Here is a 26,017-nt window from a genome sequence, read left to right on the forward strand (position 1 = left end):
GCCGTCCTGGTGGGTTGCTGCCTGTCCTGTTCACTGCCGTTCGAGCACCACCAGTTCGGCGTCGTGGTCGGCGCTCCACCGGAACGGCAGACCGTAGTGGAGCAGGTGTGCCCCGCTGTACGGGACGGCCGACGCGGCGTCGCGATAGTGCACGTCCGGCGCGAGGCCACGCAACCGCAGCCGGGCGGGCCGGCCGGGCACGAGCGGCGCTCCGTCGAGGCGGCCGGTGCTCAGTGCCGCGACGACGGTGACGCCGGTCCGCGGATCGTCGTACTGCACCCCGCAGGTCGGGTCGGCCGGGCTGCCGAGGAGCCGGACGTCCGCGCGGTGGATGATCTCCCGGACGTCCTTGTAGCGGGCGATCCACCGGGCGGCTTCGGCGCGCTGCTCCGGCGTCCAGGCGCGCAGGTCGGCGCCGATGCCGAGGACGCCGCACATCGCGGTGACGAAGCGGAAGGCGAGGCTGCGGGGCCGTGGGTCGAAGATGCCGGGTGCGTCGGTGACCCACGAGCTCATGACGTGCGGGGCGTGGGCGTGCAGGAAGCCGTACTGGACGGACAGCCGGTCCAGGGGCGCGGTGTTGTCGCTGGGCCAGACGACGTCGGTGCGGGCGATCGTCGCATGTTCGATCCGGCCGCCGCCGCCCGCGCATCCCTCGATCGTGACGTCGGGGTGGGCGGAGCGCAGGTGGTCCAGGACGCGCAGGTATCCGTCGACGTGCCGCGCGTCCAGGTCGAGGCGGTCGGGGCGTCCGGCGCCGGGCCGGCCGCGTTCGGTGGGCGGGCGGTTCATGTCCCACTTCAGGTAGCCGACCGCGTGCTCGGTGAGGAGCCGGTCGAGGGTGCCCGTCACGAAGTCCTGGACGTCGGTGCGGCCGAGATCGAGGAGGAGTTGGTTGCGGACCAGGCGGGCGGGGCGGCCGTCGATGCGGTAGATCCAGTCGGGGTGCCGGGCGTGGAGGTCGCTCGCCGGGCTGACCGCTTCGGGCTCGACCCACAGGCCGAAGTCCATGCCGAGGGCCCGCACGTCGTCGACGAACCGGCCGAAGCCGTCCGGGAAGGCCTCGGGGTCCGGGTGCCAGTCGCCCAGTCCGCCGGTGTCGTCGGCGCGACCGGTGAACCAGCCGTCGTCGACGACGAACAGTTCGGCGCCGAGCTCGGCGGCCGCCTCGGCCAGTTCGAGCTGTCCCGCGGCGTCGACATCGAAGCCGGTGGCCTCCCAGGAGTTGTAGAGCACCTTGCGGGGGCGATGCATCCGCTCGCCGGTGAGGTGGCGTTCGTAGCGGTGCCAGACGCGGGAGAGTCCGTCGAGTCCGTCCGGGCTGAACGCGCAGGCCAGACGGGGAGTCGTGAGGGTCTCTCCCGGGGCGAGGACGACCACGCCCTCGTGCGGGACCCGCCCGGCGCGGACCCGCACGCTGCCGCCCGGTTCGGCCTCGGCGGTGATGTGCCAGTTGCCGGGCCACTCCAGGGCGATGCCGTACGTCGCGTCCGCGTCGCCGTCCTGGACGGCGAGCCAGGGGGCGTAGGCGTGTCCGGGTGTGCCCTGGAGGCTGCCCATGGTGAACGTGCCGCGGGCCAGGTCGAGTCGGGTGAGCTGGAACTCCTGCGACCACTGGCCGGTGAGGTAGGTGAGGCGGGCCGTGGTGGCGACGGGCACGGTCACGGCTGCCGAGTCGAGGCGTTCCAGGCGCAGTTCCTCGTCGGCGGTGGAGGTCAGTTCGGTCCAGCGGAGGATGACGTCCGTCGCGGGGACGGTCGCGTAGCACAGGGTGGTGCGCAGTCCGAGCACGTCGTCCGCGAACACGAGCCGCAGGGTGCCGTCCTCCTGCTCCGCCGACGCGAAGTCCCACCACACGCCGCGTTCCGCGCCGGGGCGGGAGGCCACCAGCTCGGCGCCCGTGAACGGCCGCAGTCCGTGGGGCAGATACTCGGCGGGGGCGGCGTCGGCGGGGGTGATGAAGTGGGTGCGCCGGGACCAGTCCAGGGCGGAGGGACCGTGCTCCACGCCGGCCGGGCCCCAGGCGTCGAGTTCCGCCCACGGGCCGTCCGGGGACAGGCGGACGGTGTAACTGGTGTTCTCGGTGCGCAGCGTCCAGCGCCGGTGCGTCGTCACTTGACCGCTCCCAGGTTGAGGCCGGCCACGAAGTGCCGCTGGAACCGCAGGAAGACGGCGACGGTGGGCACGGCCGCGATGACGGAGCCGGCGGCGATCACGTTCCACATCGACACGTACTGTCCCTGAAGTCCGATGAGCGCGGCCGTGATCGGCATCTTGGTGTCGCTGCGCAGCACGGTGATGGCCCAGAGCAGGTCGTTGAAGATCCAGGTGAAAGACAGGGCGCTGAGGGCGGCCAGGGCGGGACGGGTGAGGGGCAGGATGATCCGCCGGAAGATCTGCCAGGGTCCGGCTCCGTCGATGACGGCCGCCTGCTGGATCTCGACGGGGATCGCGCGCATGAAGCCGTGCAGGACGAAGACGTAGAACCCGACCCCGAAGCCGATCTGGACGCCGACGAGCGCGGGCAACGTGTCGTAGACGCCCATCAGTTCGCTGAGTTTGGAGACGGGGATGAGCAGGATCTGCGGGGGCAGCAGGTTGCCGCCCAGCATCAGCAGCAGGACCGAGCGGCGGAAGGGCATCTCGAAGCGGCTCAGGCCGAACGCGGCCATGGCCGCCAGCGCCAGGGTCACCAGGACGCAGGGCACGGTGACGAGCAGGCTGTTGACGAGGGCGCGCTGCTGGCCGCCGTCGACCCAGGCCTGCCGGAAGTTGCCGAGGGTGAAGGAGCGCGGGACGCTGCCGAGCCCGTGGGCGGCGATGTCGTCGAAGGAGCGCAGGCTGGTGACCACGACGAGGGCGATGGGCAGCAGCCACAGCAGGGCGAGTGCTCCGGCGCCGAGGTGGAATCCGGCGGTGGCGGCACGTCGGCGCCTGCGTGCGACGAGCGAGGCGCGGGGGTGTGCGGTCGTCATCAGTCGGCCTCCCGGAAGGCGCGCACGAGGTAGGACGCGATGACGCCGAAGGCCAGCAGGAAGATGACGACGGCCAGGGCGGAGCCGTATCCGAGGCGCAGGGACTGGAAGGCGGTGGAGTACATGTAGGTGCTCAGCAGTTCGGAGGAGTGGTAGGGGCCGCCGCGGGTGAGCGACCAGACCACGTCGAAGGACCTGAGGGAGTCGATGACGATGACGGACAGGACGACGGCGTTGACGCCGCGGAGTTGCGGCAGGGTCACATGGCGGAAGCGTTGCAGGCGGCCGGCCCCGTCGACCTTGGCGGCCTCGTACAGGGCGGGGTCGATGCCCTTGAGTCCGGCGAGGTACAGCACCATCACGTAGCCGATCTGCCGCCAGAGGGCGGGCACGATGACGGCGTACAGGGCGGTGTCCTGGTCGGCGAGCCAGGCGTGCCGGAGGCTGCCGAGTCCGAGGGCGTCGAGCATCTGGTTGAGGACGCCGTCGGGCTGGTAGATCGCCTGCCAGACCAGGGCGGTCGCCACGAGGGAGAACACGACGGGGAGGAACAGGGCCGCGCGGTAGAACCCGACGCCGCGGCGCTCCTGTTGGAGGAGCAGGGCGGCGCCGAGGCCGAGCAGGGCGGAGAGGCCGCCGAAGAGCACCAGCCAGAGCACGGTGTCGAGGGCGGCGGTGCGGAAGACGCTGTCGTGGGCCATCTCGCGGAAGTTGCCGAGACCGACGAAGCGGGGCGGCGAGACCCCGTCCCAGTCGGTCAGGGCGAGGTAGAAGCCCTGGAGCGCCGGCCAGAACACCCAGACCGCCTCGGCGAGCAGCGGGACCAGGACGAACGCGAGCACCAGCGGCGGTGTCCGGCGGGGCCCCCTTTCGCGGGTACGGCGGAGTGTCGCGGAGGTGGGGGCCGCGCGGTCGGGGGCGGTCAGCACGGCCACCTCACGCCCTCCAGATCTTCTCGGCCTCGCGCTGCCAGTCGGTCAGGATGCCGTCGACGGACTTGGGCTTGGCCAGGAACTTGGTGAGTGCCGTGTCGGCGGTGGGCTGGAGGGCGTCGCTGGAGTCGCGGTTGAAGAACTGGGTGATCTCCGTCGCCGCCTCGATGTGTTGGCGCCCTTTGCGGACGAGGGGCGTTCCGGCGTCCTTGGCGTCCGGGTGGCACGGCAGCACGGTGCCGGAGGAGCCCTTGATGTAGATCTCCTGCGCCTCGACGCCGGCGAGGTAGCGCATCAGGTCGGTGACCTGGTCGTGGCGGCCGGTCCTGGCGCTGGCGAAGTAGCCGTCGGTGGGGGCCTCTTCGGCGAGGGGGATCTTGGGGTCGATGACCGGGAAGCGGAAGAAGTCGATGTCGTCGAGGGCGTCCTTGGGGGCGGCGTCGGCGAAGAACGTGCCGATCAGCATCATGCCGCTGCGGCCGTTGAGCAGGGAGGTGGTGGCGTCCTGGAAGGCGACGGCGGTGCCGTCCGGGTCGAAGTAGGGCAGGACCTCACGCCAGCGGTCGAAGACCTTGTGGACCTCGGGATCGTCGAACCGGTGCTGTCCGGCGAGCAGTTGACGGTGGTACTGGGCTCCGTTGATCCTGATGTTCAGGTAGTCGAACCAGGCGGAGGCGACCCAGGCGGTGTTGCCGCCCGCGCCCAGCCCGATCGGGTCGACACCCTTGGACTTGAGCTTGTCGCACAGGTCGAGGAACTCGTCCCAGGTGGTGGGCTCCTGGACGCCCCACTTGGCGAAGTTGGACTTCCGGTAGAACATGCCCCACCAGTAGTAGGTGGTCGGCACGAAGACCTTCTTGCCCTCGCTCCCGGTGCACAGGGAGTGCAGCGCCTTCGAGTAGCGCTTGAGGTCGGGAGACTCCCACACCTCGTCCAGGTCGAGGAGGAGGTGCTTCTTCGCGTAGGCGTCCGCCACCGAGCCGGGGTACCAGGTGTAGACGTCCGGCGGGTTGGCCGAGGTCAGGTACGTCGGCAGCTGGGTGCGGAAGGTCTCCGCCGCCACGGTGTTGAGGCTGAGACGCGCGGACCCCTTCTTGCCGTAGGCGGCGGCCAGGTCCTCCATGGCGGCCTTGGCCTGTGGTGCGGACAGGTTCGACTGGAGGGTGACCGCGCCCTTGGAGGAGGACTGGGCGGTGGAGGTCGCGGTGACACAGCCGCTGAGCAGCGCGGCCGTTCCCACGGAGCCGAGTCCGGCGAGGACACGCCGTCGGCTGGGCTGAAGGTTCGTCATGGAGGGCTCCCTGTGGATCCGCCGGGGCGGGACGTCCGGCCGGAGCCGGGCTGCCCCGCTCACGGCGGATCCAGGTTCGCGTGGCGCTCACGCCACGTCAAGATTAATTACTAATTTATTTGAACTGAGTCCGGTGGACGTACCCGTCGACTCCGCGGTACACCGCGTCGACCGTGCCGTCCGCTTCCGCGACCGCCCCGAGCGAGCCCTCGAACGCGGCACTGGGGAACTCCTGGCGCTTGGTCCATCCCTCCCAGGCACCGGCCGCGTACCGCTGTTGCCACAGGGTGTAGTCCGCGGCCCGCGCGTAGAGCACGACGGCGTCGCCGACGGCGACAAGTGTCGGACTGCCGCCGACCGTTCCGCCGATCGACGCCCACGGCGACCACTCCCCCGCCGCGTCCCGCGTGCGGGTCCACACGTCGTCCGAGCCGGTGCGCACCGCGACATGCGTGCGCCCCGCCGAATCGGTCACGGCCGCGGGCCTCCCCTGGACGACTCGCCCTTCGGGCCCGCCCAGCGAGGACCAGCCCGAGGACGGACCCCGCTGCACCACCGAGCCGTCGGCGCCGCGCGCGAAGAGCGTCCAGTGCGCGGGGTCGTCGAACGCGACGCTCGGCGCGTCGGACACCCGGCCTCCCAGGTTCTCCCAACTCCCCCACCGGCCGTGCGCGTAGACCCGGCGGTGGACGGCGGAGTCGCTCCCGCGGACGAAGACGTCGATCCGGCCGCCGGCCGAGGCGTACGCGGCGGGCTGTCCGAGGACGCCGCCTCGCGTAGGTGCGCCGAGATCGCGGGTACGGGCGCCGCCGTTGCCGTTGGCTGCGGACGTGTGCTGGATCAGTGTGCCGTCGGGGCCGCGCAGGAACGTGTCGAGCGTGTCGCCGGTGCGGGCGACGGCCGGGCTCGCCGAGGCGCGCACTCCCAGCCGGGTGCCGGGCAGGGCGTCCTCGCCGGTGAGTCCGAGGAACGCGGTGCCGTGCGCGGGGACCCGCACGGTGAACGAATCGGAGTGGGTGCCACGGTCGGCGCGGGCCCGCAGGTCACGGACCTTCACGGCGCCGCCGAGCGCCGCGTCGGCGAACCGGACGGTGCGGTCGGCCGGTCGGTCGGACCGGTTGAGCAGGACGACCGCGCGCCGGCCGTGGCCGGAGAGGACCTTGCTGTAGACGTCTCCGGTGCCGTCTCCGGCGATCCGCACGCCCTGGACGGCGAGCGGGTCCTGGTCGACGGCGATGATCTCGGGGTTGCGCAGGGTGTCGGTCATCGACGGGGTGAGCGTGCGCGGGTCGGATCCGATGACCAGGGGTGAGCCCATCTCCGCCCACATCACCAGCTGGGTCGTCGACTCCTCCTCGGTCAGTTCCAGGCTCCCGTCGGCCATGGGGCGCATCGGGATCAGGTAGTCGGGGTCGTTGTAGTGACCGGGCCCCTGCGCCTCGGGGTGCCATGCGTTGGCGTCCATGTTCCGCAGCACGTTGGGCCACTGGCCGGGGCTCGGCGAACCCCAGGCGATGTCCGTGCCGGTGCGCCAGGAGTCGGCGATGGTGGGCGCGTACGCGAAGGTGTTGTGCGCGTCCTGCTCGGGGGTGTGGGGCAGGCCCCAGTCGTCGGTGAGCGGGTTGCACAGGTTGAGCAGCATGCGGCGCCCGGACCTGGCGACGGCGTCGCTGAACTCCTTGAAGGCGGGCCCCGGGTCGAGTTTCTCGCCGATGCCGCACAGGAAGTCGGCCTTGATGGCGTCGACCTTCCATCCGGCGAACTGCCGTGCGTCCTCGGTGTAGTGGCCGCGGCTGCCGAGCCCACAGCTCTTGCCTCCGTCGTAGGTGCCGGCGTCGGTGTAGATGCCGGCCCGCAGGCCACGCTGGTGCAGGTAGGACACCAGGGCCGGGATGCCGGACGGAAAGCGGTCACGGTTGACGGCCAACCGGCCTTGCTCGTCACGGGGGTTGTCGGCCTGCCACCCTCCGTCGAGCCACACGATGTCGTAGCCGCTGTCCCGCAGCCCGGTGCGGACGAGCGTGTCGGCGACGGCGCGCACCTCCTTCTCGGTGGGCGCGCCGAGCCCGTAGTAGGTGTTCCAGCCCATGTACGGGGTGGGGGCGAGGCCGCTGTCGTACGGGGCCGGCGCCCCTTGGTCCACGGCCCCTGCGACGGCGGGGGCCGCACCGGCGGGGGGTGTCGCGGTGGCCGCGAGGGCCACCGCGATCGCCGCCGCCACGGCGGGACGGGTGAGCCGGTGATGTCGGAGTCTGTGCGCGGTCGGGTGTGAAGTCACGTGCCTCTCCCGGGCGTTGGGAAGCGGGAAGACGTGACGCGGACCGCGGGGGACCGGGCCCTCGGCGTCACGGCGACGACTGTGACGCGGGACCGAAAACCCTGTCAATAATTATTACTAATTTAATAGAAGCGCGACGGAAACCTGCCCGACACCTTGACAGTCCCCGCCGCTCCCTGGCATGACGGAGCGGCCCGCACCTCCGGTGCCGGGCCGCTCGTCGGGTCCTGCTCGGCTCAACTGCGCGCGAACTCCAGCAGGTCGGCGTTGAAGATCTCCGCGAACTTGGGCACCATCGCCAGTCCGTGCGGAGCCCCGGGGTAGACCTTGTAGACGCAGTCCTTGACGAGCTTGGAGGACTTGTCGCCCGCGGCCACGATGGGGACGATCTGGTCGTCGTCGCCGTGCACGATCAGCGTGGGGACGTCGACCTTCTTGAGGTCCTCGGTGGTGTCGGTCTCGGAGAACGCCTTGATGCAGTCGTAGGCGCCCTTGATGCCGACCGTCATGCTCCAGAGCCAGAACTCGTCACGGGTGCCCTGGGTGACCGTAGAGTCGTCGCGGTTGGCTCCGTAGAACGGGGCGCTGAGGTCCTTGTAGTACTGCGAACGGTCCGTCTCGACGCCCTTGCGGATCTCGTCGAAGACCTCGATGGGCAGGCCCTCGGGGTTCGCGTCCGTCTTGAGCATCAGCGGCGGGATCGCGCCGAGCAGGACCAGCTTGGCGACCCGTCCGGTGCCGTGCCGGCCGATGTAGCGGGTGACCTCGCCGCCGCCGGTGGAATGGCCGACCAGGATGACGTCGTGGAGGTCCTCGGCCTCGATGACCGCCGCGAGGTCGTCGGCGTACGTGTCGAGGTCGTTGCCCTCCCACGGCTGCCCGGAACGGCCGCCACCGCGCCGGTCGTGGGCGATGGCGCGGAAGCCGTTGTCCGCCATCAGCTTCATCTGGGGATCCCACGCGTCCCCGATCAGCGGCCAGCCGTGGGAGAACACGACCGGCTGGCCCGAACCCCAGTCCTTGTAGAAGATCTGCGTGCCGTCCTTGGCGGTGGCGAAGGGCATGTGAATTTTCCTCTCGAACTGGTCCGGAACTCCACGCGTCGCACGGTGTCCGTGCCCGAGCCGGCCTTTCTGGCGACGCCACGAAAAACCGCTTCGGACGTGCAGGGATGCGACGGAGAGGTCAGCGGCGAAGGGCGACCGGAATGAGCACGTCGTCGCCCTCACTCTAGTCGAGGCACCGCCCTTCAGCGCGTTGGGCGAACAGCCCCGGAATTGCCGTGAACGGCGGATTGCGGGCACCACAAATGGGGTCCACCGCGGGGCATCGCAGGGCACCTCTTTCCCTTCCTCCGCACGCTTCTCTTCCTCGATGTCCGGTTCTGGGACCGGATATCGGACCGGATGCCGCTACACCCCGGCCACTCCGTACATGCGCTCCAGGACACCCACCGTCACCACCGCGTACGCGAGGTGCGGGACCACGTCGGAGATCCAGTCCGTGGCCGACCAGGTCCGGGGATCCGTGACGCCGAGGACGGTCATCGGGCCGTTGGTGCCGATCAGCGCGCCGAGGGTCGCGACCGTGTACTCCGTGGTCAACGACGGGCGCCAGCCGGCGGCGCGGGCCACAGACAGTACGGCGCCCATGCCCAGTCCGGCGGCGAACCCGGTCATGGGCGCGAGGCCCGCGATCCGGTTCTTCAGCGTCTCGCCCTCGCCCGGAATCCGCACGTGCAGCCTCTCCGCGAGCTTGCTGAGGGTGACTTCGGGCGTGGAACTCGCGGGCCTCGCCCGCCATGCCATGTCGGCGTAACTGACGATGTTGAGCGCGGTGGTGCCGGCGGCGCCTGCCGCCGCTCCGTAGAGCAGCGGGCGTGTCAGACAGGTCATGTCCGTCCCTTCTCCTCGTCCCACCAGTCGCTGACGAGCTCCGCGTACAACTCCGGCCGCTCCTCCCAGCAGAAGTGGCCCGCGTCGACGAAGTCCAGCCGGCTGTGGGGCAGTCGGTCGTGCAGGAACTCGGCGTTCACCGACGGCACGACCGCGTCCCGGACACCGGCGATGATCCGCACCGGGGTCCTGATGCCGGGCAACAGGTCGGCCAGGACCGGGAGTTCCGCCGGGTAGGCCCGCGCGTAGCGCATCGACTCGACGAAGCGGTCGCCCGCGTAGGACGCGTGGTAGTCGTCGCGGATCCCGTCGGACGGCGTGAAGCCGTGGATGGTGGACAGTGCCGCGTCGACGATCCGTCGTGGATCGATCCGCCGGTACGGTTCCAGGTCCGGGGCCTCCACCCATTCCCTCAGCGGCCCCGTGAGCTGGAGGGGTACCACGGCTGCGCCGCTGCCCACGACCACGCTGCGGAACCTGTCCGGTCGCGCGGCGGCGGCGAAGAGCGTCGACGCGGTGCCGATGTCGGGGCCCACGAGGTGCGGCCGCTCCAGCCCGAAGGCGTCGGCCAGCCGGACCACGAACTCCCCCATCGCCCGCGGTGACCGCAGTTCGTCACGGGCCTCCGATCCACCGAACCCCGGTGGATCCACGGCGGTCAGGCGCGCGCTCCGGGAGAGCCGGGGCCACACCTGCTCGAACGCGTAGAGGCTCTCGGGCCAGGGGCTCAGCAGCAGGGCGTCCTGTCCGGCACCGCCGGTGTCCCCGCTCCGTGCGAAGCGCACGGAGAGGCCGTCGACGGTGGTGAATTCCGGACTGACCGATACGGGCGCGTTCATGGTGGACACGCTGTCCGGCCCCCGGATGAGCAAGCCATTCATCCACTCTAAAATGGTCGGGTGTCACCGGCCACACGAGGACCGGGCGACGCACCGCAGTCGAATCCCCCATCTCAGGAGCCGCTGTGACGGAACGCCCTCCTCTCCCGCCGTTCACCCGTGAATCCGCCCTGGAGAAAGTCCGGCTGGCCGAGGACGGCTGGAACAGCCGGGATCCGCACAAGGTGTCGCTCGTCTACTCCGAGAACTCGCGCTGGAGAAACCGCGACGAATGGGTCGACGGGCGGGACGAGATCGTCGAGTTCCTGACCCGTAAATGGTCGAGAGAGCTGGACTACCGCCTCATCAAGGAACTCTGGGCATTCGACGGGAACCGCATCGCCGTGCGTTTCGCCTACGAGTCCCACGACGCCGACGGAAACTGGTTCCGTTCGTACGGGAACGAGAACTGGGAGTTCGACGCGGACGGCCTGATGGCGGTGCGGCACGCCTCCATCAACGACGTACCCATCACGGAATCCGGCCGCAAGTACCACTGGCCGCTGGGCCGTCGGCCGGACGACCACCCCGGGCTCACCGAACTCGGGTTCTGAGGCCGGATCCCCACGGAGGTGGGCGCACGTGACAGCCGACGCAGACGACGAGGGGCGCTACGCGACGGCCCTCGACACCGCCGGGCGGCTGCTCGGCATTCCGCTGGCGGGGTTCCTGGAACCCGGCCCCGGTGAGCCGGCGAACGGCGCGGACTTCAAGCGTCTGGCCACCGTCCACACCTTCGGCGACGCGTGGCCACGCACCGAGGTGCTCGACACGCGGACCCGTGCCCTGGTGTCCGTGACGATCGCCGCGACCCTCGGCACGCTCGAACCGCTGCGGGGACAGCTCCGTATCGCGCTCAACAGCGGTGTGACGCCGGAGGAGATCGTCGAGGTGTTCATCCATGTCGAGGCGTACGCCGGGGCCGCCCGCGCCTTCGACAGCTACCAGATCGCCCTCCAGGTGTTCGCGGAGGCCGACCGCGCCCGCGAGGTCGGTTAGCCCGCCCCGGTCGGTGCGGGTGGGACGTCCGCGTCCACCCGGGACCTCGCGTGTCACGGCAGCAGACGCTGTTCCTTCGCGACCGACACCGCGCCGGCCCGGGTGTCGACGCCGAGCTTGTCGTAGATGCGGCCGAGGTGGGTCTTGACCGTCGCCTCGCTGATGAACAGGGCCTTCGCGATCTCGCGGTTGCCGAGGCCCTGGGCGAGCTGGGTCAGGATGTCCCGTTCGCGGTCGGTCAGCGTGGGCCGCGGGCTGCGCAGGTTGGCCATCACCCGGCTCGCGACCGGGGCCGACAGGGCCGTGCGCCCCTGGGCGGCGGCCTGGATCGCGGCGAACAGTTCCTCGGGGCGCTCGGCCTTCAGCAGGTAGCCGGTCGCCCCGGCCTCGATGGCCCGCGTGATGTCGGCGTCGGTGTCGTACGTCGTCAGCACCAGGACGTGCGGCGTGGCGCCGGGAGCCGCGGTGAGCCGGCGGGTGGTCTCCACGCCGTCGATGCCCTCGCCGAGCTGGAGGTCCATGAGGACCACGTCGGGGGCGAGCTTGGCGCTCAGGGCGAGCGCCTCCTCGCCCGTGCCCGCCTCGCCGACGACCTCGATGTCCGGCGCGCTGTCGAGCAGGGCGAGCAGTCCGGCGCGGACGACGGCGTGGTCGTCGCACAGCAGGATGCGGACGGAGGCCGGGGAGACGTCGGGCGCACCGGGGGCGGCTGTCATCGGGGGGACTCCAGGGGGATCGCTGCGGACAGGACCGTGCCCTCTGCGGGCGCGGACTCGACGGTGAGGGTGCCGCCGAGCTGGCTCGCCCGGGCGCGCATGGCGGGCATTCCGTGTCCGCGCACCCCCGGCGAAGCGGCGGGCGGCTCCCCGGGGGTGAAACCGCGTCCGTCGTCGGCGACATCGAGGACGACCTGGTCGTCCAGCAGGGTGAGCGTGAGCGTGGCCGTCCGAGCCCCGGAGTGCTCCCGTACGTTGGCCAGGGCGCCCTGGGCGATCCGCAGCAGGGCCGAGCGGACGCGCTCCGGCACGTGCGGGACGCGTCCGGCGTCGTCGACGTGGACCCGGACCGTGAGGCGTTCACCCGACTCACGCCGGGCGAGCGCGCGCAGGGCCTGGTCGAGGGCCGTGCCGCGGGCCAGGTCGGCGGGACCGAGGTCGTGCACGAAGCGGCGGGCCTCGTCGAGGTTGTGCTCGGTGACGGCCTCGGCGGTGCGGACATGGGCGCGCGCCTTGCCGGGGTCGGACTCCCAGACACGGTCGGCGGCCTGGAGCAGCATCTGCTGACTCGACAGTCCCTGGGCGAGCGTGTCGTGGATCTCCATGGACAGCCGCTGCCGTTCGGCGAGGGTGCCGGCGCGGCGCTCGGCGGCGGCCAGTTCCCGGCGGGTGCGGATCAGGTCGTCGATGAGGGCGCGCTGGCGTGCCGTCTGCCGTTCCATCTGGAGGAAGACGGCGGTGGCGATCGCGGCGACGGCGGGCGGGGCGAGCAGCAGGTTCGGGTCGAAGCCGCCGGCGAGGCGGAGCTGGGCGGCGACGACGAACACCGTCAGGACCACGACCAGCACGAGCGCCGCCCGGGTGGGCAGCATGCGCAGGCCCGTGTAGAAGAGCGGCACGGCGCACCAGGCGAAGCTGGGGGCGAGCAGGACGAGGACCATCCACACGGCGACGACGGCGGCCAGCCAGCCGAGGCCGGGGACGGCGGGCAGCCGGTCACGGGACCGGTCCCGGGCGGGCTCGCGGCCGGAGAGGCCCGCGTGTCCGCGGACGGCTCCCGCGGAGGGGACGGCGTACAGGACGGCCAGGACGACGGAGAGCGCGATGATCCACGGCGTGCGGGTCTCTCCGGGGTGGCGCAGCAGGAAACGCGCGAGGGCGCCGCCCAGCAGCAGGAAGAACGCCACGTGCATCACGACGGCGAGCAGGCGGGTGTCCGCCGCGTACCGGGGGTCCGTCCGCTCGTCGGCGCCGCCGCTCCGGACCGCGTCCGCGCCGTCCGCGCGGTCCGCGCCGGGGGCCGCGTCGGCCGTCCGGTCCGTTTCCGTGTCCATGCCGTCCACCTCCTTCGCCGCTTCCGCTCGCGCCTCTGGCCTGCCCGAACCCTTCCATGGTGACCCGTCCGGACGGGTCCGGGGTCATCCGATCGGTTGACCCCGGTGTCGGCCGGTCGGCAGCGGGCGGCGAGCCGGAACGCCGACGGTGACGGGCCTCCCCCGGCACCAGGCTGGAGAGCGGAAGAAGCGAACCGCCCTCCCAGACCTGGAGTCGACCTCATGAAGAAGCTCTCCCGCCGCGCCCGTATCGCCACCGGTGGTGCCGTGCTCGCCGCCGTCGCCGCCGGCACGTTCGGCACGGTGTCCGCGAACGCCTCGTCGTCCGCCTCCACCGGCGTCGCTCCCGTGGCGAGCGTGAAGGGCGGCAGCACGGTCACGTCCACCCACCTCTCGATCGACGCCGCCACGAAGGGCGCGCAGGCGGCACTCGACGCCGCCGAGAAGGAGAACCAGAAGGTGACGGTCGCCGTCGTCGACCGCAACGGCAACACGCTCGTCACCCTGCGGGGCGACGGCGCGGGCCCGCAGTCCTACGAGTCCGCGGAGCGCAAGGCGTACACGGCCGTCTCCTGGAACGCGCCCACCTCGGAGCTGGCCAAGCGCCTGGCGCAGACGCCGAACCTGAAGGACATCCCCGGGACGCTGTTCCTCGCCGGTGGCGCGCCCGTGGACGTGAAGGGTGCCCCGGTCGCGGCGATCGGTGTCGCCGGGGCCCCCTCCGGTGACCTCGACGAGAAGTTCGCGGCGGCGGGCGTGGCGGCGCTGGGTCGCTGACCCGGAAGCGGTCGCCCTTCTGGTGGGCCGGGGGCGGGGTTCCACCGGGTCGGTGAGACCCCGCTCGGGTGCCGGGGCGGGGTTCCCCCGGGTCCGGAGGGGCCCCGCCCCAAGACCGGCCCGGTGCGGACCCGGCGGAGCCCGGCGCGCACCCCTGAACGCATGATGATCTCGGCGGCCCACCACCTCACCGGGGTTCCGTCGCCGGGGGCCGCGACCCGCGCGTGGCCCGCCCGCGCGTGTACGACGAAGGAGCACAGCCACATGAACCCGCACGACCTCGCCCTGCTCGACGCCGCCCGTGAGGGCGACGCGGACTCCGTACGGTCCGCGCTCGCCGCGGGCGCCGACACCGAGGCACGCGACGCGCACCGCCGCACCCCGCTGCTCCTCGCCTCCCTCGGCGACCACGTGCCGGCGGCGGAGGTGCTGGTCGCCGCGGGTGCGGACGCGGACGCCCAGGACGACCGCGAGGACAGCGCCTGGCTGGCCACGGGGGTCACCGGCAGCGTCGCCATGATGCGGACGCTGCTCCCGGCACGCCCTGACCTCAAGGTGCGCAACCGCTTCGGGGGCATCGCGCTCATCCCCGCCTCGGAACGGGGGCATGTCGACTACGTCCGGGCGCTGCTCGACGAGACGGACATCGACGTCGACCACGTCAACCGCCTCGGCTGGACCGCCCTGTTGGAGGCCGTGATCCTGGGTGACGGTGGACGGGCGCACCAGGAGATCGTGGAACTGCTCCTCGCGGCGGGTGCCACGCCCGGGCTCCCGGACGCCGAGGGTGTGACCGCTCTGGAGCATGCGGAACGGCGCGGGTTCACGCTGATCGCGGGCCTGTTGAGGGCCGCGAACGCGGAACGGTCCTGACGTCCGCGGACAGTGGCACCGCCCGCGGGACACGACGGCGCGGGTGACGGGGGACGGAGCGGCGGGCGACACGCATGTGTGTCGCCCGCCGCTCCGTCCTCCGTCACCCGGTGGGCCGGCCGTCGCCCCGGTCGCCGACGCGTCCGAAGAGGTCGCCGGCCACCACCCCTCGAGTGGAGAACGTGACGGGTTCGCCCGGCAGGAAGTCTCCCGGCGGGATGCCGGGGTGGTGGCCGTCCCCCGGTGACGCGTGCCCGGAGCGCGGGCCGAGCGCGAGCCGGGACACGATGCGGTAGCGGTCGCCCCGGTAGATCGAGTGGACGTACTCCACGGGCCGGCCGGCGGAGTCCGAGGTGAGGCGCTCGAAGAGGAGGGCCGGGGAGAGTTCCGGCACGTCGAGCAGGCCGGCCTCGTCACGGCTCACCACGGTCGGTTCGATCGACTGGACCGCCTCGCTGACCTGGATTCCGTGCCGCTCGCCGAGATGCTCGTACAGGTCGCCGTTCTCCAGTTCGTCACTGGTCAGGTCGGGCACCAGGGCGGCGGGCACGTGCAGGTACTCGATGGCCATCGGCGAGCCGTCGACCAGTCGGAGGCGTGCCACGTAGCGGATTCCGGCCGCGGGCGAGATGCGCAGTCTGCGGCCGACCCGGGCGCCCGCGGGGAGCGTGCTGAACTCCAGGAGTCGGCTGGTCCACGTTCCCGCGGCCTGCGGCAGGCTGAAGGTCTCCCGGCCCGAGACCAGTTCCTGGGTGATCTTCTCGGCGGCCACGAACATGCCCCGGCCGTGCTCGCGTACGAGCAGCCCGGCGACGACGAGTTGGTCGACCGCGGCCCGCAACGTCGGTCGGGAGACGCCGAGTTCGGCGCAGAGCGCGCGCTCGGAGGGGATGGCGTCCCCGGGGCGGCGCTCCTCGATGAGTTCGAGGATCGTGTCGCGCACTCTCTCGCGTTTGAGTACCGCGCGGGAGGCGGCGGGATCGATCTCCATACGGTGCTCTCGTTCGTCGTCGGTACCGGCCAACTGGTATGGCCCCTGACCATAACTGGTCCGCCGACCAAGGGCGGCCTCCGTGATCGAGTCACCCGAACCTCTCCCTCCGCTCGGCGACAACCACACCCTCCTTCACCAAGTCCCCCTTCGTTCCAAGGGGGTTGACGCCTGCAATGGTCTATGCCACCTTCATGCGACGTCAACTGGTAAAGCCCACGGGCCAACTGGTCAAGCGCGTACCGCCGTTCTCCCCACCGTGTTCCTGCGCACCCCCACCCTCCCGCGCCGAACGGGAGCCCCCGAAAGGAACTCACATGAGAAACCGTCCGCCGACCGGCCGCCGCCGTCTGGCACTCGCCCTGTCCGCCCTCCTCGGCGGCAGTGCCCTGATCGCCCTCCCGACGACCGCCGGCGCCGCCGACGGCGGCGTGGCCGTCCAGTACCGCACCAGCGCGAGCGGAGCCACCGCCGACCAGAGCGAACCGTGGCTCAAAGTACGCAACACCAGCTCGACGTCGGTCCAGTTGAGCCAGGTGAAGATCCGCTACTACTTCAAGGCGGACTCGGCGAGCACCAGCTACCGATTCGCGTGTTCCTGGGCGGTCAAGGGCTGCGCGAACATCACGGGCACGTTCGGCACGCTGGCCAACCCCACCGCGACCGCGGACCGCTATCTGGAGATCGGCTTCACCTCCTCGGCGGGCACGCTGGCGTCCGGCGCGGACACCGGCGACATGCAGCTGCGCTTCTACCAGTCCAACTGGCAGACTCTCAACCAGGCGGACGACTACTCCTTCAGCGGGGCGCAGACCTCGTACGCGGACTGGAACAAGGTCACCGCACAGCTCGCGGGCGCCACCGTCTGGGGGACCGCTCCGGCCGGCAACGACCCGACGGATCCGACCGACCCCACCGACCCGACGGATCCCACCGACCCGCCCGGCGGCGGCCAGTCCCTGTTCGACGACTTCAGCTACACGTCGTACACCGACCCGGCCATCTCCGCCCACGGGTGGAACGTCCGCTCCAACTCCGGCGGCCCCGGGGTCCCCGGCGCCAACTGGGACCCCTCGAAGGTCACCTTCCCCACCGTGTCCGGCAACAAGGTGATGAACCTGGAGACGTCGACCGCGGGCACCGCGGAGTCGACCAAGCAGACCGAGGTCGTCTCCAAGAGCACCAAGTTCAAGAACGGCACCTACGCGGCGCGGGTGAAGTTCGCCGACGCCCCCCAGTCGGGCCCCGACGGCGACCACCTGGTGCAGACGTTCTTCACCATCAACGATCTCAAGGCCCCGATGGCCGACGACTACGCCGAGTACGACTTCGAGTACCTGCCCAACGGCGGCTGGGGCGAGTCGGGCAACATCCTGTACACGACGTCCTGGGAGACGTACAACCCGGACCCCTGGCAGGCGGTCAACCAGCACACCGAGTCGCGCCAGAGCTACGCCGGCTGGCACGACCTGGTGCTCACGATCGACAACAGCAGCATCAAGTACTACATCGACGGACAGCTCTTCGGCACCCATGACGCCCAGTACCTGCCGGAGCGGCCCATGTCGATCAACTTCAACCAGTGGCTGATCGACCTCGCCGGACAGACGTCGACGACGGCGCGGGCCTACAACGAGCAGGTCGACTACGTCCTGCACGTCAAGGACCAGGTGCTCACCCCGGCCCAGGTGTCCGCGAAGGTGGCCGCGTACCGTACGGCCGGCACCGCGTTCGTGGACGAGGTCCCGGCCTCCTGACCCGTCCGCTCCACCGCACCGCTGCCGCGCAACCCGAGGCCTCCGACCGCCAACGGGCCCGTCCTGGACACCGGGACGGGCCCGTTCGCTATCGATGCCCCCGACCCAACGCGAGACTCCGGCACGCGAGTTGGGAACGAGATCGCTCCGCACCCGGGTTGGGCGGGTCACCGGCTGAGCACAGTAGGGATGTGGAATGGACCAGCCTTCTCAGCACCACCATGGGTGCCCTCATCGCCCTTGCCGCGTCCGCGCTCGCGGAACGGCGCCGCTGGCTGCGGGAGAGTGAGCAGCGCACCCGGGACGACCGCCGCGCCTCCTACGTCGCCTTCCTGAACGCCACCGCGGAGGCCAGCGAGATCCTGGTCAACATCGCCCGGGGCCACGACAGCGACGAGACCGCGCTCGCCCGGGCCGCGACCGTCCTGCGCGACAGCGACGTCCTGCCCCGCCGACTGGAACTCTCCCTGGTGGCCGACGACCACGTCGTCCGGCAGGCCACCCACACCGTCGCCCTGCTGCGCACCTACCGGGACACCGTCGCCCAGGGGCTCCCTTTCGACTCGGAGGAACTGCAGAGCGCCCGCGTCGCCTTCAACGAACAACGCGACCGCCTCACCCAGCACATGCGCGGCACGCTCTGACCTGCGCGTCGTCACACCGCCGCCCCCGCACGCCGTGACCCAGATCACGCGCCCGAAGTGCATAGCGAAGCGCCCCCCGGCGTCTTTCTCCAGGTGTACGAAGGCGGCAAGTGCGGGGACGGTGCGGATGCGACAGCCACAGAGCGAGGGGACCGACGGGTTCGACGGATTCGTCGCGGCCCGTTGGTCGGCGCTGTTCCACCTCGCGCGCCTGCTCTGCGCGGGTGACCGGCACCGCGCCGAGGACCTGCTCCAGGAGGCACTGGTCAAGCTCTGGTTCGTCTGGCCGAAGGTCGCCGACGAGGCCCCCGAGGCGTACGTGCGCAAGATCCTGGCCCGAGCCGCCGCGCGCTCCGCGCGGCGCCGCTGGTGGGGCGAACGCCCCGTCGAGCAGTTGCCCGACCTGGCACAGACCGCGGACGAGTCCGCCGCCGTCGTGGAGCGCTCGCGACTGGAGGCGGCCCTCGCCCAACTGCCGCCCCGGCAGCGGGCCGCGGTCGTGCTGCGCTACTACCAGGACCTGCCCGAGAAGCAGGTCGCGGAGGTCCTCGGGTGCCCGCTGGGTACCGCCCGTTCCCACGCGTCACGCGGTGTGGCGCGCCTGCGTCAGATCCTGGCGGACGTCATCGAGCCGGTGGGGTGAAGGATTCCATGGACCACTTCGAGCGGGAGTTGGCGCGGATGATGCGCGACGCCCATGAACACACCCCCTTCGGGCCCGCGCAGCGGGACGGCCTCCGCTCCGGCGTCCGCGTCCGCCGCCGGATCCGCGCGGCGCAGAAGGCGGCCGGCTCGGTGCTGGCGGTCGCCGGAATCAGCGTCGGTCTGTTCCTGATGCCGCACGCCCGGGACCAGGAGCGGCCGCAGGCGCCGCTCCCGCGCCCCGCCACCACCCCGACGTCCCCGTCCGTGACGCCGACACCGACCCTCTCCCCCAGCGAGACGCCCACCGGTTCGGCCACCTCCACGGCGGAGGACGGTGCGGGGACCTCCGTCACACCCGACAGCCCCACCGCGCCCGAGAGTTCGACCTCGGTCGCCGCCGATCCGACCGGAGGGCCGACCACCAGTCCGCCGGCCACCACCCCGGTGCCGCCCAGCGGGACGCAGTCCACCGCGACCTCGAACGTCACCTCCTCGTACGTCGCCGGAACGCACGGCACCGAATAGCTCCCGCACACCACTCCCCCTCTCCCGTAGCCACCGCGCTCGGGCCCGGACCTCGCGATCGCCGCCGGGCCGCGAGCCGCTTCCGCCTGTCCGGCGACAGCGCACAGAACAGGACGAAACGTGACGAAGACACCGAGTCCCGCTCCCGTGGACCTCCCCACCCGGGCGATCATGCACCGCCCCCCACAGGAGGGCCCGCCCATGGACCGACACCGCGACGAACGGCCGCACGGCGAGCGGCGGCCCCCGGACCCCCGGACCGTCCGCCTCCCCCTGCCCGCGGACCACACGGAGCCCGTCCTCGACGTGGTCGTTCCCGTCTTCAACGAGGAGACCGACCTGGAGCCCGGCGTGCGGCGGCTCCACGCCCACCTGCGCGAGACCTTCCCGTACCCCTTCCGCATCACCGTCGCCGACAACGCGAGTACCGACGCCACACCGCTGATCGCCGCCCGGCTGGCCGCCGAACTGCCCGAGGCACGGTGGATCCGCCTGGAGGAGAAGGGACGCGGCCGAGCCCTGCGTACCGCGTGGTCGGCCTCGCGGGCGCCGGTGCTCGCGTACCTGGACGTGGATCTGTCCACCGAACTGAACGCGCTTCTCCCCCTGGTCGCCCCCCTGATCTCGGGTCACTCCGACATCGCCATCGGCACCCGTCTCGCCCGAGGCTCGCGCGTCGTCCGCGGCCCCCGGCGCGAGATCATCTCCCGCGGCTACAACGCCCTCCTGCGCTCCACCCTCGCGGTCGGCTTCTCCGACGCCCAGTGCGGGTTCAAGGCCGTGCGCCGCGACGTCGCCGAACGGCTGCTGCCCCTGGTCGAGGACTCCGCCTGGTTCTTCGACACCGAACTGCTGGTGATCGCCGAGCGCGCCGGGCTCCGTATCCACGAGGTGCCGGTCGACTGGGTGGACGACCCCGACAGCCGGGTCGACCTGGTCTCCACCGTCGTGGCCGACCTGCGGGGCATCGCCAGGATCGGCCACGCGCTGGCCCGCGGAACCCTGCCGACGGCCAGGTTGGGGCGGTCGGCAGGCGCCGTGCCCCCGGACTCCCTCACGGCGCAGTTGCTGCGGTTCGCCGGCATCGGCGTGGTCAGCACCGTCGGATACGTGCTCCTCTACGCGGCGCTGCGTCCGGTGACGGGGCCGCAGGCCGCCAACGCCTGGGCGTTGCTGGTGTGCGCCCTCGCCAACACCGCCGCGAACCGGCGGCTCACCTTCGGCGTGCGCGGCGGCGGTGGTGCGCTGCGCCACCAGGTGAAAGGGCTGGCCGTCTTCGGCCTGGGGCTCGCGCTGACCAGTGGCTCACTGGTGGCTCTGCACCGCTGGGCGCAGGCCCCGGGACGGGCCGCCGAGATCGCGGTTCTCGTCGGCGCCAACCTGGCCGCGACGCTGCTGCGGTTCGCGCTCCTGCGGACCTGGGTGTTCCCCGCGTCCGCCCCCGACAACGGCACATCGGGAGGCCCGCGATGAGCAACCACCCCGCTCAAGCCGGGACTTCACCGAACAAGGACGGCATCTCCCGCCCCGGCGGAGGACATCGCCCCCTCGCCGCCCCGCGACCGGACAGGTCAACTCCGTCGAGTGTCGGCACCTTTCACCCAGCACCGAACGCCGACGGACCGCACGAGGGCGACGCCCCGCTCCGGTTCCGCGTCCAGGAAGCCTGGGAGCGGCTGTGCCGGTCGGTACGGCCTCAAGTCCCGGTCCTCGCCCTGTACGGCGCGCTGAAGCTCACCGGCTTCTGCGTCTTCATGTTCCTGCTCGACTCGACCGGTGACTTCCGGCGGAAGCACCCCCGCTTCGGGGGCGGCGCCCACGCCTGGGACGTCCTCGCCACCTGGGACGGCTGGTGGTACCAGCAGATCGCCGCGCACGGCTACCACCCGGCGCTCGTCCCGGTCCCCGGCGCCACCGGCCTGATCACCCTGGAGGGCAACTCCGCCGCGTTCTTCCCGCTGTATCCCGCACTCATGCGCCTGGTCTCCTCCGTCACGGGACTCGGCCTGTTCGGCGCCGGGCTGACGGTCTCGATCGTCGCCTCGTTCGTCGCGGCGCTGGGCATCCACGCCGTGACGTCCCGCGTCAGCGGCACGCGCGCCGGGCTGGCCGCTGCGGGACTCTTCGCCGTGTGGCCGGGATCGGGCACGGAGTGGTCCGGCTACTCGGAATCCCTCTACATCGCCCTCGCCGCATGGGCCTGTCACGCCGTCATGCGCCGCAACTGGCTCACCGCGGGCCTCCTGACCTGCCTGGCCGGCCTCACGCGCCCGACGGCCACCGCACTCATCGCCGCACTGGCACTCGCCGTCCTGCTGGAACTGCGCCGCCACCACCGCGAAGTGCGCCGCTGGGGCTGCCCGCCTGCCCCGGACGGAAGACGACGCCGGAGTCCGGTCCTGCGGCCCCTCGCGGCCGTCGCGATCGCTCCGCTCGGTCTGGCGGGCCATCTCGGCTGGGTGGGTCACCGGATGGGCGACTACGGCGGCTACTTCGCGCTCCAGAAGGGCGCCTGGGCCCACACGTTCGACTACGGGCGGCAGACCTTCGACGTCTTCACGTCACTCCCGGTCGGCCACTTCGACTACCTCTTCGCGTACCCCTACGAGGACCTCGTCGGCGCCGCCACGGTTCTGCTCGCCCTACTCGCCCTGCCCCTGCTCCTGCGATTGCGCCCGCCGCCGGTCCTGATCGCCTACACCGTGCTGACGATGGCGCTCGTCCTGGGAAGCCAGCAGATCTTCGGCAACGTCTCCCGCTATCTGCTCCCCGCCTTCCCGCTGTTGATCCCCTGCGCCACCGCCATGCGCCGCCTCGGCACACCGGTGCTGTGCACGGTCCTCGGCGTCGCGGCACTCGCCTCCGGCTCCTACGCCGGATACGTGCTGTTCGAGCTGGGCGTGCCCTAGGAAGGTCAACCGCTGCGACACGCACGGCGGTTGACCTTCCCGCGGGAGGTCTCACCCCCGAGGGGGCGAAGCTGCTACGGCTTGGCCGGAGCGGCCTGCTGCACGACCTCGAAGGACCACAGCGTGGATCCGCTCGCCGCGGGCCGGGGACGCTCGCCGCCGGAAGCGGCCCCACCCTGGTGGGCGGCCTGCATCGGGCCCTCCATCCAGGCCTGGAAGGACTCCTCGTCACGCCAGCGGGTGTAGACGAGGTAGCTGTCGGTGCCTTCGAGGGGCCGCAGCAGCTCGAACCACTCGAACCCGTCGGAGCCCTCCACCGCGTGGGCCCGCGAGGCGAAGCGCTTCTCCAGCGTCTCCCGCTGCTCGGCGGGGACGGTCAGTACGTTGATCTTGACTACGCTCATGACCCCATCCTGCCGCACGGCGACAGGGCCGCCGCCGAAGGGCCCGCCCGCTCATCGGGTGCGCGGGGCGGGACCTCCCGGAACGCCGCGGCGGGCGGCGAGGTCGAGGCTGTTGCAGACGCGCCTGAGGTGCTTGGCGACGGCGCACGGCGCCCGGTCCGCGGCGCACTGACGGCAGGAGTTCAGGTGCCCCTCGTACGACATGCGCGCCTGATCGAGGGAGTCGTTGGGGGTCTGCATCCTGGGCTCCTGACGCGGGGGGACACGCCGGGCTCACACGGCGCACGAGGGGGGAGGGCGAAGGACGTCCCGCATAGTTGCCCGAGGCGCCCACCGGCATTTTGATCTTGTTACTTCAGGTAGGGCAAGCGGTGGCGGGATCGATCCGCCCGACGCGCCCTTGCAGACCGATCGGCGTTTCGCACCTTTTCCCTCCTATCGCACGAATTACTCCGTTTGTGTGACGATAGCCACTAGGGCGTGCCCGTTGTATGGCCGGGCACTTCGTACGTCTCCGCATGGAGGAGGTCTCGATGACGGACCTGAGCAGCAGCCCCGCGACCAGCAAGAACCAGACGGACAAGTCGACGCGGTCCGGCGCCGGGGGCAGGAGTGATCCGGCCGGCCGGGGGCGGACCACCATCGCCGACAGCGTCGTGGAGAAGATCGCCGCAGCAGCCGCACGGGATTCCGTGGGCGTGCACAGCCTGGGCAGCGGCATGGCACGAACGCTCGGATCCGTCCGCGACCGGGTCCCCGTCGGACGTCCCGGAGCGAGCCGTGGAGTGAGCGTCGAGGTGGGTGAGCGCCAGGCGGCGGTGGACCTCGACCTGGTCGTCGACTACGGGTATCCCATCGCGGACGTGGCCACCGGCGTACGTACCGACGTGATCTCGGCCGTGGAGCGGATGACCGGCCTGGAGGTCGTCGAGGTCAACCTCGCCGTCGGCGACGTCCATCTGCCCGACGAAGAGGACGACACACCGCAGTCGGAGAGCCGCGTGACGTGACCCGGCACCCCTCTGCCGATCGCCACGACGGGCGCGCCGAGGGTCCCTCCCCCGCTCACCGAGCATCCGGCCCAGTCCTTGCCGGGCACCCCGAGAGCCCCGCTTCACACGAAGATCCTCAGGAGGTGTGTCGCCGTGGACGAGAAGGACCACCGGGACACTGTCCGGCTGTCTCCGCTCGAACGCGCCACGCTCGCGGAGATCGAGGAAGGGCTGCGGCACGACCACGTCGAACCGGACCCGCCTCCCACCCCGGCCCGCCGGTCGTGGCTCCCGCTCTCGATCGTGCTGATGCTGCTCTGCTCCGTGTTTCTCGCCGTCGTCGGCTACCGCACGTCCCAGCCCGCCGTCCTCTGGTGCTTCGCGATCCTGTGGCCGCTCACCGTCATCCAGGCCGTCCGGCTGGTACGACGCTGGATGAAGGCCGGCGGTCGCGGCCGCATCACCTCCTGGTTCTGAACGGCCGGACGGCGGGGGCCGGTTGAGGCGCGCGTCACCCGGACCCGGTGTGGTCGGACCGGCGGGAATGTACGGCGCGGCCGCGGGGCCGGGTCCGCCGATGCCGATGTCCGGTCATGCGCCCCAGCGACAGGAATGACGACGGGGGCGCGCCCTCTCCTCGCATGGTCGGACCGGCTCCGCGGTGCGAGGGTGGAGGGGAGACGTGTCCGTGGGGTGAGACCCGGGAGGACCGATGGGGCGAGATGTTCCGGCGCTGGTCTTCACCCGCGAGGACCGACGCCAGTACCGGATCAAGATGCAGGAGTGCCTCGACGCCTTCGCGCAGATGCTGCGCGAGTCACGGTTCGACGCGGAGCGGCCCCAGGTGGGCCTGGAGATAGAGCTGAATCTGACCGACGCCGAGGGCGACCCGGCGATGCGGAACAGCGACGTGCTCGACGCGATCGCGGATCCCGCCTGGGACTCCGAGCTGGGCCGGTTCAACCTGGAGATCAACGTGCCGCCCCGGCGGCTGACCGCGGGCGGTCCCGACGCCTGGGAGGAGGAGATCCGCGCCGCGCTGAACCATGCCGACGAACGCGCCAGGACCGTGGGCGTCCACCTGATCATGGTCGGTATCCTCCCCACCCTGCGCGAGGAGGACGTGGGCCCGAAGGCCCTGTCGGAGAACGCCCGTTACCAGCTGATCAACGAGCAGGTCTTCGCGGCACGCGGCGAGGACCTGCTCATCGAGGTGGACGGCGTCGACCGGTTGCGGACCTACGCGGAGACCATCACGCCGGAAGCCGCCTGCACGAGCACGCAGTTCCATCTCCAGGTTTCGCCCGAGGAGTTCGCCGACTACTGGAACGCGGCGCAGGCGATCGCCGGGGTGCAGGTCGCGCTCGCCGCCAACTCGCCGTTCCTGTTCGGCAAGGAACTGGCGCACGAGACGCGCATCCCGCTCTTCGAGCAGGCGACGGACACCCGTCCGCAGGAGATCAAGGCCCAGGGCGTACGGCCCCGGGTCTGGTTCGGGGAGCGGTGGATCACCAGCGTCTTCGACCTCTTCGAGGAGAACCTCCGCTACTTCCCTGCCCTGCTGCCCCTGTGCGAGGACCAGGACCCCACGCGGATGCTGGACCGCGGCGACATTCCCGACCTCGGCGAACTCACCCTGCACAACGGCACGATCTACCGCTGGAACCGTCCGGTGTACGCCGTCGCCCAGGGCAGGCCGCACCTGCGCGTGGAGAACCGCGTACTCCCCGCGGGCCCGACCGTCGCCGACACCCTCGCCAACGGCGCCTTCTACTACGGCCTCACCCGCGCGCTCGTCGACGAGGACCGGCCGGTCTGGTCACGGATGTCCTTCTCCGCCGCCGAGGACAACCTGCACGCGGCGGCACGGCACGGCATCGACGCCCGCCTGTACTGGCCCGGAACCGGCGAGGTCCCGGTGCCCGAACTCGTCCTGCGCAGACTGCTGCCGCTGGCCCACCAGGGCCTGGAGCGCTCGGGCATGGACGCGGCCTGGCGGGAACCGTTGCTCGGCATCATCGAGCAGCGGTGCGTCACGGCGCGCAACGGCGCCGTCTGGCAGAAGGAGATGCTGCACCGCCTCGAGGCCTCGGGCCACCACGACCGCCACGAGGCCCTGCGGCTCATGACCCGGCAGTACATCGACTACATGCATCTCAACGCCCCGGTCCACACCTGGCCGGTGGACTGAGGAGACCGCGC

At 71.5% G+C, this 26,017-nt stretch carries 26 protein-coding genes; 13 read left to right on the forward strand and 13 right to left on the reverse strand.

Annotated elements, in window-relative coordinates; genetic code table 11:
- Window positions 1-30: 30 nt before the first annotated feature.
- From OG406_RS03475 to OG406_RS03510, 8 genes are all read right to left on the reverse strand, one after another.
- Entirely contained in the window at window positions 31-2,115 is a 2,085-nt protein-coding gene (locus OG406_RS03475) for an alpha-galactosidase (protein WP_329183873.1), read from the reverse strand.
- Complete coding sequence (locus OG406_RS03480; protein WP_329183874.1) at window positions 2,112-2,975, reverse strand: carbohydrate ABC transporter permease; 864 nt, start codon at window positions 2,973-2,975, stop codon at window positions 2,112-2,114. The genes OG406_RS03475 and OG406_RS03480 overlap by 4 nt, the downstream gene beginning before the upstream one ends.
- Window positions 2,975-3,910: a carbohydrate ABC transporter permease gene (locus OG406_RS03485; protein WP_329183876.1), complete on the reverse strand. Its 936-nt coding sequence runs from the start codon at window positions 3,908-3,910 to the stop codon at window positions 2,975-2,977. Before OG406_RS03485 ends, OG406_RS03480 begins: the two co-directional genes overlap by 1 nt.
- Window position 3,911: 1 nt before the next feature.
- Entirely contained in the window at window positions 3,912-5,198 is a 1,287-nt protein-coding gene (locus tag OG406_RS03490) for an ABC transporter substrate-binding protein (RefSeq protein ID WP_329183877.1), read from the reverse strand.
- 115 nt (window positions 5,199-5,313) lie between these two features.
- Complete coding sequence (locus OG406_RS03495; protein WP_329183878.1) at window positions 5,314-7,476, reverse strand: glycoside hydrolase family 27 protein; 2,163 nt, start codon at window positions 7,474-7,476, stop codon at window positions 5,314-5,316.
- A 236-nt stretch (window positions 7,477-7,712) separates the two neighbouring features.
- Window positions 7,713-8,540, reverse strand: coding sequence for an alpha/beta fold hydrolase (locus OG406_RS03500; protein ID WP_266618918.1), 828 nt, complete (start codon window positions 8,538-8,540; stop codon window positions 7,713-7,715).
- Between the two features lie 348 nt (window positions 8,541-8,888).
- Window positions 8,889-9,371 (reverse strand): hypothetical protein, encoded by a 483-nt coding sequence (locus tag OG406_RS03505; RefSeq protein ID WP_267049595.1) that lies wholly within the window; start codon window positions 9,369-9,371, stop codon window positions 8,889-8,891.
- On the reverse strand, window positions 9,368-10,210 hold the full coding sequence (locus OG406_RS03510) for an alpha/beta fold hydrolase (protein ID WP_267049594.1): 843 nt from the start codon (window positions 10,208-10,210) through the stop codon (window positions 9,368-9,370). Before OG406_RS03510 ends, OG406_RS03505 begins: the two co-directional genes overlap by 4 nt.
- A 125-nt stretch (window positions 10,211-10,335) precedes the next feature.
- On the opposite strand from OG406_RS03510, the gene OG406_RS03515 reads away from it, so the two are divergent.
- Window positions 10,336-10,803: a nuclear transport factor 2 family protein gene (locus tag OG406_RS03515; protein WP_267049593.1), complete on the forward strand. Its 468-nt coding sequence runs from the start codon at window positions 10,336-10,338 to the stop codon at window positions 10,801-10,803.
- A 28-nt stretch (window positions 10,804-10,831) separates the two neighbouring features.
- The gene (locus tag OG406_RS03520; RefSeq protein ID WP_267049592.1) at window positions 10,832-11,248 is read left to right on the forward strand and encodes a carboxymuconolactone decarboxylase family protein; all 417 of its coding nucleotides are present in this window, start codon (window positions 10,832-10,834) and stop codon (window positions 11,246-11,248) included.
- A 53-nt stretch (window positions 11,249-11,301) separates the two neighbouring features.
- Here the strand turns inward: OG406_RS03520 and OG406_RS03525 are convergent, their stop codons facing one another.
- Window positions 11,302-11,964 (reverse strand): response regulator, encoded by a 663-nt coding sequence (locus OG406_RS03525; protein WP_267049591.1) that lies wholly within the window; start codon window positions 11,962-11,964, stop codon window positions 11,302-11,304.
- On the reverse strand, window positions 11,961-13,157 hold the full coding sequence (locus OG406_RS03530) for a sensor histidine kinase (RefSeq protein ID WP_267050085.1): 1,197 nt from the start codon (window positions 13,155-13,157) through the stop codon (window positions 11,961-11,963). The genes OG406_RS03525 and OG406_RS03530 overlap by 4 nt, the downstream gene beginning before the upstream one ends.
- Before the next feature lie 363 nt (window positions 13,158-13,520).
- Between OG406_RS03530 and OG406_RS03535 the strand changes: the two genes are divergently transcribed.
- Both OG406_RS03535 and OG406_RS03540 read left to right on the forward strand, forming a co-directional pair.
- On the forward strand, window positions 13,521-14,075 hold the full coding sequence (locus OG406_RS03535) for a GlcG/HbpS family heme-binding protein (RefSeq protein WP_164375359.1): 555 nt from the start codon (window positions 13,521-13,523) through the stop codon (window positions 14,073-14,075).
- A gap of 264 nt (window positions 14,076-14,339) precedes the next feature.
- Window positions 14,340-14,948, forward strand: a complete 609-nt coding sequence (locus OG406_RS03540; protein WP_329183883.1) for an ankyrin repeat domain-containing protein — start codon at window positions 14,340-14,342, stop codon at window positions 14,946-14,948.
- A 103-nt stretch (window positions 14,949-15,051) separates the two neighbouring features.
- Here OG406_RS03540 and OG406_RS03545 read toward each other — a convergent pair whose 3' ends face one another.
- The gene (locus OG406_RS03545) at window positions 15,052-15,939 is read right to left on the reverse strand and encodes a GntR family transcriptional regulator (protein ID WP_266850322.1); all 888 of its coding nucleotides are present in this window, start codon (window positions 15,937-15,939) and stop codon (window positions 15,052-15,054) included.
- 317 nt (window positions 15,940-16,256) lie between these two features.
- On the opposite strand from OG406_RS03545, the gene OG406_RS03550 reads away from it, so the two are divergent.
- The 6 genes from OG406_RS03550 (at window position 16,257) to OG406_RS03575 (ending at window position 22,419) form a co-directional block, all read left to right on the forward strand.
- The gene (locus OG406_RS03550) at window positions 16,257-17,696 is read left to right on the forward strand and encodes a cellulose binding domain-containing protein (RefSeq protein ID WP_329183885.1); all 1,440 of its coding nucleotides are present in this window, start codon (window positions 16,257-16,259) and stop codon (window positions 17,694-17,696) included.
- A 191-nt stretch (window positions 17,697-17,887) separates the two neighbouring features.
- Entirely contained in the window at window positions 17,888-18,340 is a 453-nt protein-coding gene (locus OG406_RS03555) for a hypothetical protein (RefSeq protein ID WP_143661097.1), read from the forward strand.
- A gap of 127 nt (window positions 18,341-18,467) precedes the next feature.
- On the forward strand, window positions 18,468-18,983 hold the full coding sequence (locus OG406_RS03560; protein ID WP_164375357.1) for a SigE family RNA polymerase sigma factor: 516 nt from the start codon (window positions 18,468-18,470) through the stop codon (window positions 18,981-18,983).
- Between the two features lie 8 nt (window positions 18,984-18,991).
- Complete coding sequence (locus OG406_RS03565; protein ID WP_329183889.1) at window positions 18,992-19,510, forward strand: cellulase; 519 nt, start codon at window positions 18,992-18,994, stop codon at window positions 19,508-19,510.
- Between the two features lie 201 nt (window positions 19,511-19,711).
- Window positions 19,712-20,983 carry a bifunctional glycosyltransferase family 2/GtrA family protein gene (locus OG406_RS03570; protein ID WP_329183890.1) on the forward strand — a complete coding sequence of 424 codons (1,272 nt, stop codon included), beginning with the start codon at window positions 19,712-19,714 and terminating at the stop codon, window positions 20,981-20,983.
- Window positions 20,980-22,419 carry a hypothetical protein gene (locus tag OG406_RS03575; RefSeq protein ID WP_329183891.1) on the forward strand — a complete coding sequence of 480 codons (1,440 nt, stop codon included), beginning with the start codon at window positions 20,980-20,982 and terminating at the stop codon, window positions 22,417-22,419. The genes OG406_RS03570 and OG406_RS03575 overlap by 4 nt, the downstream gene beginning before the upstream one ends.
- Window positions 22,420-22,493: 74 nt before the next feature.
- On the opposite strand, the gene OG406_RS03580 is transcribed toward OG406_RS03575, so the two are convergent.
- Together OG406_RS03580 and OG406_RS03585 are read right to left on the reverse strand one after the other, a co-directional pair.
- Window positions 22,494-22,823 (reverse strand): antibiotic biosynthesis monooxygenase family protein, encoded by a 330-nt coding sequence (locus OG406_RS03580; protein WP_081221469.1) that lies wholly within the window; start codon window positions 22,821-22,823, stop codon window positions 22,494-22,496.
- Window positions 22,824-22,874: 51 nt separating this feature from the next.
- Complete coding sequence (locus OG406_RS03585) at window positions 22,875-23,063, reverse strand: hypothetical protein (protein WP_164375353.1); 189 nt, start codon at window positions 23,061-23,063, stop codon at window positions 22,875-22,877.
- A 293-nt stretch (window positions 23,064-23,356) separates the two neighbouring features.
- On the opposite strand from OG406_RS03585, the gene OG406_RS03590 reads away from it, so the two are divergent.
- The 3 genes from OG406_RS03590 (at window position 23,357) to OG406_RS03600 (ending at window position 26,006) form a co-directional block, all read left to right on the forward strand.
- On the forward strand, window positions 23,357-23,833 hold the full coding sequence (locus OG406_RS03590; RefSeq protein WP_329183895.1) for an Asp23/Gls24 family envelope stress response protein: 477 nt from the start codon (window positions 23,357-23,359) through the stop codon (window positions 23,831-23,833).
- A gap of 135 nt (window positions 23,834-23,968) precedes the next feature.
- Entirely contained in the window at window positions 23,969-24,292 is a 324-nt protein-coding gene (locus OG406_RS03595; protein ID WP_267049583.1) for a DUF3040 domain-containing protein, read from the forward strand.
- Window positions 24,293-24,527: 235 nt separating this feature from the next.
- Window positions 24,528-26,006, forward strand: a complete 1,479-nt coding sequence (locus OG406_RS03600; protein ID WP_266850330.1) for a glutamate--cysteine ligase — start codon at window positions 24,528-24,530, stop codon at window positions 26,004-26,006.
- The last annotated feature ends 11 nt before the right edge of the window (window positions 26,007-26,017 follow it).

Origin of the sequence: Streptomyces sp. NBC_01428 (assembly GCF_036231965.1) — a bacterium.
Lineage (GTDB): Bacteria > Actinomycetota > Actinomycetes > Streptomycetales > Streptomycetaceae > Streptomyces.